The organism is Leucobacter sp. WKLB1, assembly GCF_059696215.1.
In genome coordinates, this window is the sequence record NZ_AP046115.1 from 2,623,696 (window position 1) to 2,637,636 (window position 13,941).

13 protein-coding genes are annotated in these 13,941 nt (G+C 68.0%); 3 read left to right on the forward strand and 10 right to left on the reverse strand.

Annotated elements, in window-relative coordinates; genetic code table 11:
• Window positions 1–12 precede the first annotated feature (12 nt).
• Window positions 13–1,359 carry an MFS transporter gene (locus ACZF5Y_RS12010; RefSeq protein WP_497532866.1) on the reverse strand — a complete coding sequence of 449 codons (1,347 nt, stop codon included), beginning with the start codon at window positions 1,357–1,359 and terminating at the stop codon, window positions 13–15.
• 255 nt (window positions 1,360–1,614) lie between these two features.
• Here ACZF5Y_RS12010 and ACZF5Y_RS12015 point away from each other — a divergent pair, with 255 nt between their 5' ends.
• Window positions 1,615–2,574: an Lrp/AsnC family transcriptional regulator gene (locus tag ACZF5Y_RS12015; RefSeq protein ID WP_497532867.1), complete on the forward strand. Its 960-nt coding sequence runs from the start codon at window positions 1,615–1,617 to the stop codon at window positions 2,572–2,574.
• Window positions 2,575–3,109: 535 nt separating this feature from the next.
• Here ACZF5Y_RS12015 and ACZF5Y_RS12020 read toward each other — a convergent pair.
• The 5 genes from ACZF5Y_RS12020 to ACZF5Y_RS12040 all read right to left on the reverse strand — a co-directional run bounded on the left by ACZF5Y_RS12020 (window position 3,110) and on the right by ACZF5Y_RS12040 (window position 8,777).
• On the reverse strand, window positions 3,110–3,397 hold the full coding sequence (locus ACZF5Y_RS12020; protein WP_497532868.1) for a hypothetical protein: 288 nt from the start codon (window positions 3,395–3,397) through the stop codon (window positions 3,110–3,112).
• 141 nt (window positions 3,398–3,538) lie between these two features.
• On the reverse strand, window positions 3,539–4,888 hold the full coding sequence (locus ACZF5Y_RS12025; RefSeq protein ID WP_497532869.1) for a M18 family aminopeptidase: 1,350 nt from the start codon (window positions 4,886–4,888) through the stop codon (window positions 3,539–3,541).
• A 4-nt stretch (window positions 4,889–4,892) separates the two neighbouring features.
• Entirely contained in the window at window positions 4,893–6,437 is a 1,545-nt protein-coding gene (locus ACZF5Y_RS12030) for a leucyl aminopeptidase family protein (RefSeq protein WP_497532870.1), read from the reverse strand.
• A 109-nt stretch (window positions 6,438–6,546) separates the two neighbouring features.
• Window positions 6,547–7,998, reverse strand: a complete 1,452-nt coding sequence (locus ACZF5Y_RS12035; protein WP_497532871.1) for an ABC transporter permease — start codon at window positions 7,996–7,998, stop codon at window positions 6,547–6,549.
• Window positions 7,995–8,777: an ABC transporter ATP-binding protein gene (locus tag ACZF5Y_RS12040; RefSeq protein ID WP_497532872.1), complete on the reverse strand. Its 783-nt coding sequence runs from the start codon at window positions 8,775–8,777 to the stop codon at window positions 7,995–7,997. The genes ACZF5Y_RS12035 and ACZF5Y_RS12040 overlap by 4 nt, the downstream gene beginning before the upstream one ends.
• A gap of 198 nt (window positions 8,778–8,975) precedes the next feature.
• Between ACZF5Y_RS12040 and ACZF5Y_RS12045 the strand changes: the two genes are divergently transcribed.
• Window positions 8,976–10,025 (forward strand): LLM class flavin-dependent oxidoreductase, encoded by a 1,050-nt coding sequence (locus ACZF5Y_RS12045; protein ID WP_497532873.1) that lies wholly within the window; start codon window positions 8,976–8,978, stop codon window positions 10,023–10,025.
• A gap of 3 nt (window positions 10,026–10,028) precedes the next feature.
• Here the strand turns inward: ACZF5Y_RS12045 and ACZF5Y_RS12050 are convergent, their stop codons facing one another.
• Window positions 10,029–10,661: a maleylpyruvate isomerase family mycothiol-dependent enzyme gene (locus tag ACZF5Y_RS12050; RefSeq protein WP_497532874.1), complete on the reverse strand. Its 633-nt coding sequence runs from the start codon at window positions 10,659–10,661 to the stop codon at window positions 10,029–10,031.
• 62 nt (window positions 10,662–10,723) lie between these two features.
• Here ACZF5Y_RS12050 and ACZF5Y_RS12055 point away from each other — a divergent pair, with 62 nt between their 5' ends.
• Entirely contained in the window at window positions 10,724–11,173 is a 450-nt protein-coding gene (locus ACZF5Y_RS12055) for a GNAT family N-acetyltransferase (RefSeq protein WP_497532875.1), read from the forward strand.
• On the opposite strand, the gene ACZF5Y_RS12060 is transcribed toward ACZF5Y_RS12055, so the two are convergent.
• The 3 genes from ACZF5Y_RS12060 to ACZF5Y_RS12070 form a co-directional block, all read right to left on the reverse strand.
• Window positions 11,145–11,648 carry an ASCH domain-containing protein gene (locus ACZF5Y_RS12060; RefSeq protein WP_497532876.1) on the reverse strand — a complete coding sequence of 168 codons (504 nt, stop codon included), beginning with the start codon at window positions 11,646–11,648 and terminating at the stop codon, window positions 11,145–11,147. The genes ACZF5Y_RS12055 and ACZF5Y_RS12060 overlap by 29 nt on opposite strands.
• 84 nt (window positions 11,649–11,732) lie before the next feature.
• Entirely contained in the window at window positions 11,733–12,572 is an 840-nt protein-coding gene (locus ACZF5Y_RS12065) for a polysaccharide deacetylase family protein (RefSeq protein ID WP_497532877.1), read from the reverse strand.
• A 10-nt stretch (window positions 12,573–12,582) separates the two neighbouring features.
• Entirely contained in the window at window positions 12,583–13,935 is a 1,353-nt protein-coding gene (locus ACZF5Y_RS12070; protein ID WP_497532878.1) for an APC family permease, read from the reverse strand.
• Window positions 13,936–13,941: the final 6 nt, after the last annotated feature.

Sequence of the window (13,941 nt, forward strand, 5' to 3'; positions counted from 1 at the left end):
GCATCCAACCGACTAGCGGTTGGAGGTGGGTACGGCGGTAGTGTCGAGGCGCGCCTTGAGCGAGGCCGTCGCGGGAGCGGCGTCCGAGTGCTGCGGCGCGAAGACGGTGCCGAGAATGGCGAGCAGCGCCAGCAGTCCAAAGAACGCGATGACGGCCCAGAAGTTGCCGGTGGCGACGAGCAGGCCTGTCGCGATCGCGGGCGACAGGCCGCCCCAGACTGCGGCACCAATGCCGTACGACAGTGACATCGAGGTGTAGCGCGCCTGCGGGCGGAACATCTGCGCCATGAGCGTCGACAACGGTGCCCAGGCGCCGCTCAGCGTCAGACGTAGCACCGACACGAAAAGGTAGATCATCGCGACGTTGTGCGCATCGATGAAGAGCACGAGCGGGATCACCGCGACGAGCGACAGGCCCGAGCCGAGAATCATGATCGTCTTCGCACCGATCTTGTCGCCGAGCCACGCGAGCGGCAGTGTGACGAGCGTCTCGACGAACGCGGCAACCGTCATGGCCCCGAGAATGATTTCGGCATCGAGGCCGATTTCGGGGCTCGTCGCGTAGTTCTGCACGAACGTCGTGGCGAGCACGTAGCCGCCCGACGCCATCGCGATGATGCCAAAACCGAGCAGCATCGGCCACCAGTTGTTCTTCAGCGCGAACAGGATCGGCGTGGACTGGTTATGGCCCTCGATCTTCTGCTCGAACACCGGGGTCTCCTCGACGCGGTAGCGCACCCAGAAGCCGACACCGATGAGCACGATGCTGAAGAGGAACGGCACGCGCCAGCCCCACGTGAGCAGCACGTCGTCGCCCATCGCGGCGAGGATCCAGAAGGCCGCCGTCGACAGCAGTGCGCCGAGCGGGTTGCCGAGCTGCGTGAAGCCGCCGTAGAAGGTCTTGAACTTCTCAGGAGCGCTCTCCACAGCCATGAGGCTTGCCCCGCCCCACTCGCCGCCGACCGCCAGGCCCTGGGCCACTCGCAGCACGATGAGCATGATGGGACCCCAGATGCCGATGGTGGCGTAACCGGGCAAGAGACCCACAAGCGTGGTGGCGATACCCATGACGAGCAGCGTGATGGTCAGCGCCGGCTTGCGGCCGAGCTTGTCACCGATGTGCCCGAAGATGATGCCGCCGAGCGGGCGGGCGAAGTAGGCGACCGCGTACGTGCCGAACGATGCGAGCGTGCCGAGACCGCGATCGAGCTCGGGGAAGAACACGCTCGGGAAGACGATGGCGGCGGCAGTCGCGTAGACGTAGAAGTCGTACCACTCGATGGTGGTGCCGACGGCGGCGGCGAAACCGGACTTCAGCGCTCTGCGGTGAGTATTCACCGGGGCTGTGGCTGTGGACATGGAAGCTCCTTTGCTTAAGGACGGCGCACTTCGCGCGCAACTGCCTCGACTGTAGGTCAGACCGACGACATTCGCGCGCGGATAGATCGTGGAATTCGCCCCAATTACCGACGAATCGCGCCCGGAAGTACGAAATGCATCCGAATACGTGCGTGGATACGTGACAAATGCCATTGAATCGCGTGCGAGATTGCCCGGTTCCGCGTATTTTGGTTTTTGCAGTGCGCGAGACCCGGCACCTGCAGAAAGCGACCCATGCAGCCGATCACCCGACGCGCCGAGCAAGCGCGCAGCCAGCAGCGCGTCAGCGAGCTCGACGACTTCGATGCCGCGCTCATCCGCGCGCTGCAGAGCGACGGGCGGGCAAGTACGCAGGCGCTCGCCGCACAGCTTGGAGTGACGCGCGACTTCATCGCCGCGCGCCTCCGACTACTCACCGAGAGCGGCGGGCTGCGCATCGTCGCCGCACTCGACCCCGGCTTTGTCGGTCATAACCTGCTGGTGCACGCGAAGGCCGAGGTCGATGGACCGGTCGCGCCCATCGCGCGCCGCATCGCCGAGCTCCCCGACGCCGTCTTCGTCTCGATGGCGAGCGGGCCGCTCCCCCTGGTCTTCGAGACACGGCATGGCGACAGCTCCGAGTTGCACGAGGTGCTCGACCTAGTGCGCGCACTGCCGGGGGTGCGCCGCGTCATCGTGTCGACCTACGTCGAGGTGTTCAAAGGATTCTTCGTGTCTGAAGACAAGCAAGACATCGCGCTGGATCGCATCGACTACGAGCTCATCGCCGTGCTGCAGCAAGACGGGCGTACCAGTTACCGCGCCCTCGCCGAGACCGTGCACCTGTCGCCGTCATCGGCGCGGGCCCGCGTGCACCGCCTCATCGACGCCGGCGTGATTCGCATCTCGACGATCAAGTCGGGCGGCATTCTGCGCAGCCGCATTGCGATCGGCGTCGGCATCACGGTGAACGGGGACCCGGCGGCGGTGCGCCAGTACATCGTCGACTCCCCCGATATCGATTTCGCGGTGCGCGCGCACGGCAGCTTCGACTTCATCGCGACGATGGTGGGGCCGTCGCCCGCGCACCTGCTGTCAGTGATGGACGCGATGCGCGCCCTGCCCGGAGTCAGCGCGCTCGACTCGTGGACGCACTACGACGTCATCAAAGAGGATTATGCCCGCACGCTGGGCCGCGTGCTCGTCCGCGCCTGACGCGGGGCGAGGCGGCTGAGGCGCGGCTCGCGACTGCGCAACTCGCGGACAGAAGCCTGCGGCGCCGCTGGCGCGAGCCCCTTCGAAGTCGCCGAGCGCTCCCTTCCTGCACGCGCACATTGCGAGCGCTCGGCGAGAAGAGAGGGGCTCGGCGAAAGTTGAACGGGCGCAAGGCGGCTCCGCGCCATGCGCAAACGCCTAGCGGGTTCGTGAGCGCCCTCTCCCACACGAGCCACCGCCCAATTCTTGAGTGACCGCGCTCATGGCGCATGGAAGCGGTCACCCGGGATGGGGACGGTCACTCGGGAGTTGGCGGCCATCAACTCGGGCTCGTCGCGAACACGGCACCGCGGCGGGCTTGGTTCGAGGCCGGCGAGTGCAGGCTCAACGGCGCAGACATCGCAGCCGGTTTGTGCGCAGCCGGACCAGCCGGCGTGGACTCAGCTGGCGCAGCCGGTGTGGGTTCACACCGCGCAGCTGGTCTGTGCGCAGCCAGCGCAGATAACGCGACCATCGCAGACGCGATAGGTGTGGCTCAGAAACCGCCGAGGGCGCGCTGCACGCGGCTGAGCGAGATGTTCTCGAGCAGTAGCACGCCTGAGCTGGTGCGCTGTTCGAAGTGGTACCCCATCTTGCCTTGGCGCAGCATGCCCATGAGCATGGGTTCGGCGGCGTTCCACATGATCCAAGTGGGCAAACCGTCGGCGTTCTTACCGAGGTAGGTGATTTCGATGTCACGAGAGCCGATGCGCTGAACGTCGGGCATCAGCTTGTTCTTGGAAAGGGCAACGCCCCCGTTCTCCGACTGCTGCATCTCGCTCATAGCACGATCCTAGCGAATCACTCCAGATTCGGGCAGAGAAACGGCCGATCACGCGCGGATCAGTTGGTGGGATTGCGCATCGGCGACCGAAATGGCATCACACGCGAGCGCGCGTACGCCTTCGGCCGCCGACGCGATGACTCATGCGCGCTGGAAGAAGGAGCTGGTGACCTTTGCCAGACCGTAGAGATCATCGACGTGCGCGAGCTCTCGGGCGGAGTGCATGGAGAGCAGCGGTACGCCCACATCGACGGTGCGAATGCCGATGCGCGTCGCCGTGATCGGGCCGATCGTCGACCCGCAGGGCACCGTGTTGTTCGATACGAACTCCTGCGTGGGCACTTCCGCGTCGGCGCTGAGTCGGCTCCAGAGCGCGGCTCCGTGCGCGTCGCTTGCGTAGCGCTGGTTGGCGTTGCGCTTGAGCATGGGCCCCCGACCGGCGAGCGGTCGCACGCGCGGGTCGTGCTTCTCGCTGTAATTCGGGTGCAACGAGTGACCGGCGTCGGCCGACAAGCACCACGAGCCCGCCAGGGCGCGCGCGGCGTCCTCCACGGTCGCGCCGAGCCCGAGGCGGAGACGGTCGAGCACATCTGACAGGAACGGGCCGGCTGCGCCCGAGCGCGTGTTCGAGCCCAGCTCTTCGTGATCGAACGCCGCGATCATCGAAATCGTGCCGGGTTCGGGTTCGGTCTCGAGCAGAGCGGCGAGACCGGCGTAGGTCGAGCTGAGGTTGTCGAGACGCGGTGAGGCGAAGAGCTCAGCGTTGGCACCGATGCGCTGCGGCGCCTGCGTGTCGTACAGGCGCACGTCGAGACCGATGAGGTCGTCAACGGTGAGCGCTGCGCGCGCGGCTGATCGCGCGGCCGCGCGGCCGCGCCCCGAGCCCGATCGACCGCCGCCGAGCTCGCGCACGAGCAGTGCGAGCACCGAAAGCTCTTCGCCGGCAAGGCCGATAATCGGCTGCGTGTGCCGCTGCTTGTCGAGCGACAGCTCTGTGTTCTGCGAGCGGTCGAGATGGATCGCGAGCTGCGGAATGCGCGCCACGGCGCCGGTGCGCACCAGGTGCTCGGCACCGTCACGGGTGACGATGCGCCCGGCGAACCCGAGGTCTCGATCGAGCCACGAGGTGAGCAGCGGCCCGCCGTACACCTCGACACCGACCTGCGCCCAGCCATCGGCGGTGAAGTCGGGTTCGGGTTTCACTACGAACCCCGGGGAATCGGTGTGCGAGCCGAGCACGCGCACCGGGCTGAGCGCATCGACGTCGGCCCCGGCGCGCCACGCGATCACTGCGCCGTCGCGCCGCACGAAGCCGCGACCGCCCGACTCGAGCGGAGCCCAGCCCTGCGTTTCATCGTGGTCGACGAAACCGGCCTTCGCGAGAGTTTCGGCGAGCGCACCAGCGGCGTGGTACGAGCTCGGCGACGCCGAGACGAAGTCGGCGAACGCACTGATGTAGGCGTCGCGGTCGGAGAGCACGGAACGGGCCACCGGGTTACTCCTTCGTTGCTGCGCCGGCGGACGGCGCGAAGTTGAACGCGTATTCGGCGAGCAGCCGCGCGCCGAAGCCGGTCGAGCCTACCGAGCGCCACAGGTCGTCGCTTTCAGCCTGCATGGTGCCCGCGATGTCGAGGTGCCCCCAGGGGGTGCCGTCCACGAACTCGTTCAGGAACAGAGCGGCGAGAATGACCCCAGCGTACTGGCCACCGATGTTCGAGAGGTCGGCGACGTTCGACTTCAGCTGCTCGCGGTAGCGGTGGTCGAGCGGGAAGCGCCAGATGTTCTCGTCGGTCGCGTCTGCCGCCGCCTGCAGCTGCGCTGCCACGTCGTCATCGTTGGCGAGCATCGCCGCGGTGCGCGTGCCGAGCGCCGCCATGGCGGCACCGGTGAGTGTGGCGATGTCGACGATCGCGTCGGGGCGGCGGTCGGCGATTGCGCGGTCTTCGGTGGCGAGCACGAGGCCATCGGCCATCACCAGGCGCCCCTCGGCGTCCGTGTTCTTGACCTCGACGGTCTTGCCGCCGCGAATGGTGAGCACGTCGCCCAGCTTGGTGGCGCTGCCCGAGGGCATGTTGTCGGTGCACATGAGCCAGCCGGTCACGGCCGTGGTCGCGCCGAGATCGCGCAGCGCGGTCATCGACGAGAACACTGAGCCGGCGCCCATCATGTCGAACTTCATCGCTGCGTGCATCGCGTTCGAAGGCTTCAGGCTGATGCCGCCCGAGTCGTACATGATGCCCTTGCCGATAAGCGCGAGGTGCCCGTCGGCGTCGGCGGGACGATAGGAGACCTTGATCATGCGCGGCTCTTCGATGCTGCCCGCGTTGACGCCGAGCAGGCCGCCGGCGCCGAGTTCGATGAGCTGGGCGCGATCGAAGACCTCGACCTCCAGACCGAAGTCGGGGGCGAGGCGCTCGATGACCTCGGCGAACTTCTCGGCGCTCAGGTGGCGCGGCGGGGTGTTCGCAAGATCGCGCGCGAGGCTCGCGGAGCGAGCCAGGATCAGTCCGCGCTCGACACCCGAGCGGGCGGCCTCGGCGTCGGCCTCGGTCACGCCCATCGCGAGGGAGGCGAGTGCCACGGTGTGCGCGTCGCCCTTCAGCGCGTCGTAGCGGTACCGCGCGAGAATCGCGCCCTCGGTGACGGCGAGCGCCGCATCGGCCGCGCCGAGCTGGGCCGCGCCTGCGAGCACCTCGGTGACATCAACGCCAAGGTCGGCGACTTCGCGAGCGGCACGCGTGAACGCGGCGACCGCGTCGCGCAGATGAGCGGCCGACTCGATGCCAGAGCCGGTGCCGACGAGCACGCGCAGCTGCTCGCCGGGCAGCACGAGGGTCTGATTCTTCGCACCGGTGAAGCCGGCTGCGGCAAGCGCGTCACGCGTCACGCTGCCGAGCGCCTCGGGCAGGTCGCCCTCGCTGGCGACGAAGCTCGCGACGGCGGCGGCACCGTCGAATGCGGCGCCCGCGACGACGCGCACATCGGCGCTCGCGGAGAGAGAAGGGACGGGATCGAAAGCAGGGTCAATCACAACGGTCATGGCGTTAAGCCTAGACCTCGCCGCCGACATTTCTGCGGGTCGCGCCGAGCGTTCACTCTCCGCTCAATCGCCTCGCGCACCGACCTCCGCACCACGCGCCGACACTCGATCATTCCACTCCCAGCGCGGCGACCGGAGAGAGCCGAATTGCGCGCCGTGCCGGAGCCGCGGCGGCGATGATCGCGAGCGCGATCCCGAACGCGACGACCCCCGCCAGCACCGGCCAGGGAATCGTGGGCGGGGCGATCCCGATCTGAGACCCGAGCAGCGACTGCGCCGCCACCCAGCCGTAGACGATGCCCAGCGCCAGGCCGAAGCCGAGCGCGGCGAGTGTCATCTGCGCGCTCTCCGCCATGATCATGCGGCGCACCTGACCGCCGGTGAAGCCGAGCGCGCGCAGCAGGCCGAGTTCGCGGGTGCGCTGCAGCACGCTGAGCGAGAGCGTGTTCACGAGCCCGACGGCGGCGATCACGGCGGAGAATCCGACGAGTCCCGTGAAAATAGCCGTGGTGATCGCGAGGGTCTGATCGAGTGTTTCGGCGAGCGCCGGATCGTTCGCGAACGCCAGGAGTGTCATCGAGTGGTAGCTCTCGAGCGCCACCGCGAACATCGTCACGAGCGTCACCCCGATCACGAGACCGATCGTCGAGCGGGCACTGCGATCGGGGGTGCGGACGGCGTTCGCTGCAGCGATCCGGCCCGTCAGACTGCCGCCGAGCAGACGGCCCGCCGCCCGCAGCAGCGTCGGCATGATGAGGTGCGCACCGACCACGATGCCCGTGAACGAGCCGAGCCCGCCGAGAAACGCGACGAACAGCCCCAACGGGGTCACCATGCCGACGAGCAGCCCGAGCGCGAGGCAGCCGATGCCGGTGGCGATGAGGATCAGCGCCCACACGGTGCGACCCGTCCGCTCCCGCGCGGCCGCCGGTGCCGGCTCCACCGCGGCTCCCGTCGCCGCGATCGGCGAGACGCCGGCGACGCGACGCGTGCCCACCCATGCGGAGAGCCACGTGGTCAGCGTCACGATCACGACTGCGGCGAGCGCGAGCGGATCGAACAGGGGGTAGTCGCGGCCAAGCGGCAGCCATCCCCAGGCCGGGCCGAATCCGGTGAGCACCGCGACGAGCGCCTCGGCCAGCACGAACCCGAGCAGGGACCCGAGCGCCCCTATCATGAGACCCTCCCCTGCGACCCGCACTCGCACGGTGCGAGACGTCGCGCCGAGCAACCGCAGCAGCGCAATGCTGCGCACGCGCCCGGCGATGACCGTCGCGAACGTGTTCGCGGTAACGACGGCGCCGACGTAGAGCGCGATGAGCACGAAAATCCCACTGACCATCAGCAGCACGACGCGAAACGTGCCCGACTGCTCGAGGAGTTCGGGATCGAGCGCGGCCGTCAGCACCCCGGTGCCCAGAATCAGGGTGACCGCGAACAGGGTCGCGAGCGCCGCGACAATAATCGTCGCCGCGTGCTCGCGTATGCGGCCGCCGGTGTGGACACGCGTGCGGCTGCCCCGGCTTGATACCGTACCCCGGCCTCGGACCCGGCGCATCATGAGGCGACTCCCGTCGCATCCTGCACCGCTTCGAGCCCGAGCATCGTCTCGGAGATCTGCGCCGCGGTCATTGCGCCACGGTCGGCGACGATGCGCCCATCGGCGAGAAAGAGGATGCGGTCGGCGTGGCTCGCAGCGATCGGATCGTGCGTCACCATCGCGATGCTCTGCCCGGAGTGGTCGACCGCCGATCGCAGCAGGCGCAGCACGTCGCGACCCGTGCGAGAGTCGAGGGCACCGGTGGGTTCGTCGGCGAAGATGACGTCGGGGCGGGTCGCGAGGGCGCGGGCGATCGCGACCCGCTGCTGCTGCCCGCCCGAGAGCTCGTGGGGGCGGTGATGGGCGCGATCGGCGAGCCCGAGGCCGTGCAGCAGGGCGTCGATGCGCTCGATTTCGGCGCGATCCGGTGAGACTCCGTCGAGCTGAAACGGCAGCAGGATGTTGCCGCGCACGTCAAGGGTGGGCACGAGGTTGAACGATTGAAAGACGAAGCCGATGCGCCGTCGCCTGAGTTGCGTGAGCGCAGCATCGTTCAGTCCGGTGATCTCGTCGTCGCCGAGCCAGACGCGCCCCGTCGAGGCGGTATCGAGACCGGCCATGACGTGCATCAGCGTCGATTTGCCCGACCCCGACGGCCCCATGATCGCGGTGAATTGGCCGCGCTTGATGCCGATGGAGACGTCATCGAGCGCGCGCACCCGCTGCTCGCCGTCGCCGTAGTGCTTGCCGAGGTTCGCGACGAGCGCGACCATTCCCATGTCGCTCGGTTGAATCTGCATACTTCGAAGCTACGAGCGGGCGCGCCTATGCGGATCGTGCCTCGGTACCGACGCGGGTGGCCCCCTGGTGCCGCTTTCGATGAGGCGGGCACGGCGTGGCAGCGGAGTGTGGCGGCGGTCGGGGCGCATCGATCGGCGCCCGGCGGTCCCGAACTATATGCGCGGGAATATACTTCGTCGCCCACCGTTGTACCGGGCATGAAAGCATTCGGATTCCTGTCATTCGGGCACTACGGCCCCGTCCCCGGTTCGCGCGTGCGCACCGCCGGCGACATGCTGCGCCAGACGGTCGAGCTCGCCGAAGGCGCTGATGAGATCGGCGTGAACGGCGCGTACGTGCGCGTGCATCATTTCGCACGCCAGGCCGCGTCGCCCATTCCCCTGCTCACCGCCATGGCGGCGCGCACGAAGCGCATCGAGGTCGGCACCGGCGTCATCGACATGCGCTATGAGAACCCCCTCTATCTCGCGGAGGAGCTCGCAGCTCTCGACCTGCTCGCCGATCAACGCATCGCGATCGGGATCAGCCGGGGATCCCCCGAGACCGCCCTCCGCGGCTACGAGGCCTTCGGCTACGGCGGCTCCGACGACCCGCGCGGCGCCGACCTCGCCCGTGACAAGTTCGACCTCTTCCTGCGCGCGATCGACGGCGAACCCCTCGTCGACAGCGACCCGCAGATGGCGCCTCCCGGCAAACTCGCCATCGAACCGCGGTCGCCGGGGCTGCGCGACCGCATCTGGTGGGGTGCCGGATCGCGCGAATCCGCCGAACAGGTCGGCCGCCAGGGCGTGAACCTCATGAGCTCCACCCTGCTCACCGAGGCAACCGGGCAGCCCTTCCACGTGCTGCAGCGCGAACAGATCGACCGCTACCGCGAGGCCTACCGCGAGGCCGGTCACGCCGGAACGCCCCGCGTCTCGGTCAGCCGCAGCGTCTTCCCGATCGTCACCGCAGAAGACGAGGCCTACTTCGGGCTGCGCTCGCGCGAGAACATGGACCAGGTCGGTGTCATCGACGGGTTCCGCTCGACCTTTGGCAAGACCTACGCCGACGAGCCCGATCGCCTCATCGCGCAGTTGCAGGCCGACGAAGCCGTGATGGCGGCGGATACCCTGATGCTCACGATCCCGAACCAGCTCGGCCCCGAGTACAACCTGCACGTGCTGCAGGCCTTCGCGGAGCACGTGGCGCCGGCGCTGGGCTGGAAGTCGAACGCCGAGGGCCCGGTGCAGGGGGACGCAGCGTAGGCGTTACCGCCCCAGACGCGCCGCCAGCTCGGAGAGTCCTGGGCCTCCAAGCTGCGGGAGGAACGCGGGGCGCCCCGCCATCACCATGACGAGCGCCAGCAGCGGGCCGCTCACCTCCGGCCCGTCTCCCGAGACGAAGTCGGCGTCGCTCGCGACGAGGCGCAGCCCGCGCACCATCTTCTTGCTGTTGACCGCGAAGTCGCGCGTGGAGAAGAAGCGCGCGACCTCGAGCACGCCGGCCTGGTGCGGTTCGAGGGCGATGCCCAGCGGAAACGCGATGTCTTGCCCGTGCACCACAACTTCGCCGAGGAACGCGGCGTAGTCGCGGGTCGGAGCAACCTGGCTCGGCACGGCATCACGGAAGCGGGCGAGCGTGCCGGGCGCATCCGCCCCGCGATAGCGCTCGATCAGTCGATCATTGTGCTTGGCCGGGTCGAACCCGGCACGGATGATACTGACAAGCCACGCCACCGTGCCGGTGTTCGCCGCGGCAGTGAGGTGGGCGACGACCTCCTCGATCGTCCACCCGTCGCAGAGCGATGTCGAATCCCACTGCGCCTCGGTGAGGCCGGAGACCGCAGCAGCCAGGTCGGCTCGTTCGCGCCGAATGAGGTCCCAGTAGTCCGCTGCGTGCATGCCGTGCCCTCTCCTCGATCGGCGCTGCTCGACCCGAGTGCGCCGGTCGATATTCTGGCACGGTGATCCGACATCTCGAGCGACACGACCTGACGACACCGGCATTCCGGGCGCTGCTGTGGCTCGCCTGCGAGGTCGATGCAGACGAACTCGATCGCATCATTCGCGCGGAGCTGCCTGCGCTGCGGGTGCTCGGCTGGTACGCAGGCGGCGAGCTCGCCGGTTTCGCGGCGTACCACGATGCTCCCGAGCGAGCGACGCTCGAGTACATCGCGGTCGCGGAATCAGCACAGGGCAGAGGAGTCGGCCGCTCGCTCATCGCACACGTCTCAGAGTCTGTTTCAAGTGCATCGATCGTCGCAGAGACCGACGATGACGCGGTCGAGTTCTATCGCCGTCTCGGGTTCGACGTGCAGCCGTTGCTCGAGATCGATCCACGATGGCCGCAGCGCCGCCGCTACCGATGCACGCGGTCGACAAACTTCAGTCGCGCTCGGGGTACACGAGCGTGAATCGCTCGCAGATCACGGGCATATCGGCAGCGAACCCCCGCGGATTTTCGGAGTAGGCGCGCCAATAGCGCTCGTGCGCGGCCCGCCAGTACTCCAGCGAGCGATCGCCTTCGCCCTCTGAATACGCATGCTCGGCCGTGACCTCATCAAAGGGCACGATCTCGATCTCGGTCGTCACGAGCACCGCACGAGCAACCCCGGCCCCGTCGAGAATGACACTGTAGTCGCCGACGGCGGGCACCGGATCGCTCGTAGCGTCGTAGTCCCAGAGCGACGAGGCGGTGCCGGTCTTCACTCCTGCCAACACGAGATCGAGCAGTTCGTCAGCGTGCTCGGGCGTCGCTCCGAACGCCCAGACCTCGGGGAGCCGTTCAGGCAGCCCGGGCGACTCGGTGCGACGTGCGCGCCAAAACGCGATGACTGCTGAATCGATGACAACTGCTGCCTCGGCTTCACGCGAAGGGTCAAGATTCATACGTCAGCAGCTCCCGCTCAGGCACATCGCGCGGCGAACCCGCACGGCAACAGTCACGATTCTGGCACGCCGGGCGATGCGCCCCTAGGCTCGCGCCGTCGGCGGCTCCGCCGGAGACAGCGCGCCGCTGAGCACGGGGATGCCGGGCAGCCCCGCCGTCTCGGCGCTGGTGCCGAACCACGCTCCGCGATCCTGCAGATGCCGGATCGCCCGCTCGATCAACGGCAGTCGCGACGGGCGGCCCGAGATCATGGGGTGGAACGTGAGCATCGCGTGCCCGCCGAGGTCGGCGATTCCGTCGAGCTCGGGCTGCCACACGTCCCACACCTCGCGGGGCGATCGGATCGTCTTCTCCCACGTGTCGTTCGCGAACCAGAAGTGCGGGGCGTCGTCCAAGATCCACGAGATCGGCAGCTCCGTGATCGGGTGCGTGTCGTGGCGGTAAGGGCGGATGTCGTTCAGCAGGTTCGACGAGTACGTGATGCCGGCCTCCGCGAGCAGGTCAAGCGTGTGCGCCGAGAAGTCCCAGCTCGGCGACCGGTACCCGGTGACGGTCGCGCCGAGCCCCTGCAGCACCTCGAGCCCGTCGGCGAGCTCGCGCGCCTCGGTCTCGCGGTCCATCCGGGTCGGCGACACGTGACTGTGGCCGTGGTGGGCGACCTCATGCCCGGCGGCGATAATGCGACGCACCGCATCGGGGTGACGCAGCGCGTCGCGCCCGCAGACGTAGAACGACGCGGTGACTTCGAGCTGTTCGAGCAGATCGAGGATCAGGGGCACGCCGACGCGTGCCCCGTACGCACCCTGGGAGAGCACGCCCGGGCGATGCGCGTTCGCGGGGTCTTCACCGATCCACACCTCCTCGGCATCGAAATCGAACGAGATGGTCGCGCCGAAAGAGGCGCCGCCGGGGTACTGAATCATGGCGCGGCCCCTACTCGCTGAAATCAATCTCGGCCGGCTGGCGGCGGAAGAATCGTGTGTTCCACAGCAGGTACACGAGCCCGACACCGACCCACACGAAGCCGACCACGAACGCGGGGCCGGTCAACTGCGTCCACAGCCACGCGGTCACCGCGAAGCCGAGCAGCGGGATCAGGCCGTGCCGCAGGAACGACCCTGCCGTGCGTTCCTTGCGATCCACCAGGTAGTGCTTGATCACACTGAGGTTCACCATCGAGAACGCGACGAGCGCACCAAAGTTGATCATCACGACGGCCTGCTCAATGGTGAGGACGGTCGAGAGCAGCGCGACCACGGCCACGACGACGAGCGCCACGACGGGCGTCTGCCAGCGCGGGTGCACGTAGGCGAGCTTTCGCGGCAGCACACCGTCTCGACCCATCGAGAGCATGATGCGCGAGACGCTGGCCTGCGACACCATGGCCGAGGCGAAGCAGCCGAGCACGTAGACGATCACGAAGATCACGCCGAAGATCTGACCGCCGAGCTGCACCATGATCTCGACGCCGGCAGCGTCGGGGTTCGCGTAGTCGGTGCCGGGGTGCGCGAGGTTGCCCGCCCACGCGACGAGGGCGAAGAGTAGCCCGGCGATGAGCGTCGCGAGCAGCGTCGCCCGCGGCACGGTCTTGCGCGGATCCTTCGTCTCTTCGGCCATCGTCGAGATGCCGTCGAATCCGAGGAAGCTGAACGCGAGAATCGCGGCGCCCGAAACGATCAGCGGGAACTGCTCCGAGGTGGGGGTGAATGCCTCGAACAGTTGCCCGGGCTCGACCTCGGCCTGCGCGAAACCGAGCACCACGAAGATGCCGATCACGATGGCAGTCAGGCCCATGATCACGGCCGAGACGCCGCTGACGAGCTTCACGCCGAGCACATTCAGGCCCAGCACGATGATGAGCAGCGCAAGACTGAAGATCCACGCCGGAGCCTCGGGCAGAATCGAGTTCAGGTAGACCCCTGCGAGCAAGAAGCTGACCATCGGCAGGAACAGGTAGTCGAGCATCAGCGTCCACCCGGTCATGAATCCGATGTGCGGGCCGAACGAGACGCGCGCGTAGCGGTAGGCCGATCCGGCGGTCGGGATCGACGACACCATGCGACCGTAGCTGTACGCGGTCAGCAGCATCGCCAGCGTCGCCACCAGGTAGGTTGCGGGCAAATGCCCGCCCGTCTGCTGGTTGATCAGCCCGTACGTGGTGAACACGGCGACGGGTGACATGTAGCTGATACCGAACAGGATCAGGGTGGGCAGGTTGAGCGCACGGCGCAGTCCGACGCCGGCACCGGCCTGCGTCGTGGGGGAAGCGGTCTGTGAGGACGACATCGCTGT